This is a genomic window from Bradyrhizobium sp. P5_C11_2, from assembly GCF_054049755.1.
In genome coordinates this window covers 1-1,323 of sequence record NZ_JBFULT010001023.1, presented here as the reverse complement: position 1 = coordinate 1,323, position 1,323 = coordinate 1, and the positions used below count along the sequence as shown (strand labels likewise).

Annotated in this window: 3 protein-coding genes; all 3 read right to left on the bottom strand. The window is 64.6% G+C overall.

What is annotated here, in order from left to right; all coding sequences use genetic code 11:
• Nucleotides 1-77: 77 nt before the first annotated feature.
• The 3 genes from ACXJL8_RS41335 to ACXJL8_RS41325 all read right to left on the bottom strand — a co-directional run bounded on the left by ACXJL8_RS41335 (nucleotide 78) and on the right by ACXJL8_RS41325 (nucleotide 1,096).
• Nucleotides 78-428, bottom strand: a complete 351-nt coding sequence (locus ACXJL8_RS41335) for a hypothetical protein (RefSeq protein WP_456622868.1) — start codon at nucleotides 426-428, stop codon at nucleotides 78-80.
• A gap of 26 nt (nucleotides 429-454) precedes the next feature.
• Complete coding sequence (locus ACXJL8_RS41330; RefSeq protein ID WP_456622867.1) at nucleotides 455-661, bottom strand: hypothetical protein; 207 nt, start codon at nucleotides 659-661, stop codon at nucleotides 455-457.
• 156 nt (nucleotides 662-817) lie between these two features.
• Nucleotides 818-1,096, bottom strand: coding sequence for a hypothetical protein (locus ACXJL8_RS41325; protein WP_456622866.1), 279 nt, complete (start codon nucleotides 1,094-1,096; stop codon nucleotides 818-820).
• Between the last annotated feature and the right edge of the window lie 227 nt (nucleotides 1,097-1,323).

The window sequence follows — 1,323 nt, the reverse complement described above, 5'->3', positions numbered from 1 at the left end:
GGACAGACCCGCATGAGCGCGGACCTTCGCGACGTGCACGACCGGCTGATCGCGCAGACGCATCGGCGCGGATAGCGTCACCGGCTAGGCGGACGCGATGGGGATCGGGGCTGCTTCGCGGCGGGCTTCGCCGCAGCGCGCGGAGGCTCATCGACCGACGCCAGATAGGCGGCAAGCGCCTTGGCGGAGTCGGAACTGGTCGCGTAATGATCTTTCAGGAACCAGGACAGCGTCAGGCTGAAGCGCCCTTTCGCGAGGCCGCGCGGGCTGCGGTGGCAGGTCGCGCAGCCATCGGCGAAGAGCTTGGCGGGCGCTTTGCCGGCGTCGAGGTTTTGTGCAGACGCGATCGTCGCCGTCAGCAAAGCGACAGCTGCAACAATCGCCGCAGGCGCGATCAGATCGCGTCCCGGTCGAAATAACGATGTCAAAGCCGTCCCCTAGCCCCGTCTTGCGGTCACGCCGCCAGCAATTGATCAAACTCGGGCGGCGCGTAGGCCTTGCCGTCCTGATCGGTAATGACGACCCGCCAACCCTCGCTCGCCCAAACCTTGGCCTTCGCTACGATGACCAACCGGCTCTCGCGGGCGAAACTGTACTTCGCGTTGTCGCGTTCTGCGACCATTTTATAGGCCAATGCGCATCCCCTTGCGTTGCCTTGCACCCCATGCCGTCGTGGCAGCGGGCTTTGGCGGCAATTCGCCGGGAGCATGGCAATTTGATGCCCGTCCGCGGCAGCATTGTGCGCGGAGACGGTTCCAGCCGGGGCGCGGCCCATCACATCAGCGACGGAGCCGGCAGCGCGACGTGCGCGCCTCTCTTAGTGAACGCGGATGATATGAGGCCGGCCGAGATCGATCAGCCCCTGCACCGCCGACAGGCGGTCGTCGAGGGCTGCGATGGTCAGCAGCAGATTGTTGCGGCGCTCGTCAAGCAGGCCCATCTCGGCGCCGGAGAGCTTTGGGTTCGCCCGCTCCTTGTGGATGCCATCGAGGGATTTGCGCAGTCCGGCGATCAGGCCGGTCAGCTGCTTGGCCTCTTTGGTCATCGACCGCTTCGCGACATTTTGGCGACGCGTCTCCGCCTGACTCTGTCTCATCGTCATCCTCCCGTGCCCCGCTGCCCCGAGTGGATGCTTACAGCTTTCGATACAGATATTACGATCGATGAAATCCTCGCGCGAAAAACCATCTTAAATTGTACGTGCCTTGCGACAGTCAAAAAAAGCCCGGCGCGAAGGCCGGGCTTTCTGCGGGCAATCAGTGCTTCTGGTGCTCGCCGGGACCACCGGCTGGCGCGCCGCCGCCATGCGGTGCCGCGTTGACG

Excerpts from the sequence above, each read along its gene's own strand:
- ACXJL8_RS41325 (WP_456622866.1), bottom strand. The coding sequence starts at position 1,096 with ATGAGACAGAGTCAGGCGGAGACGCGTCGCCAAAATGTCGCGAAGCGG.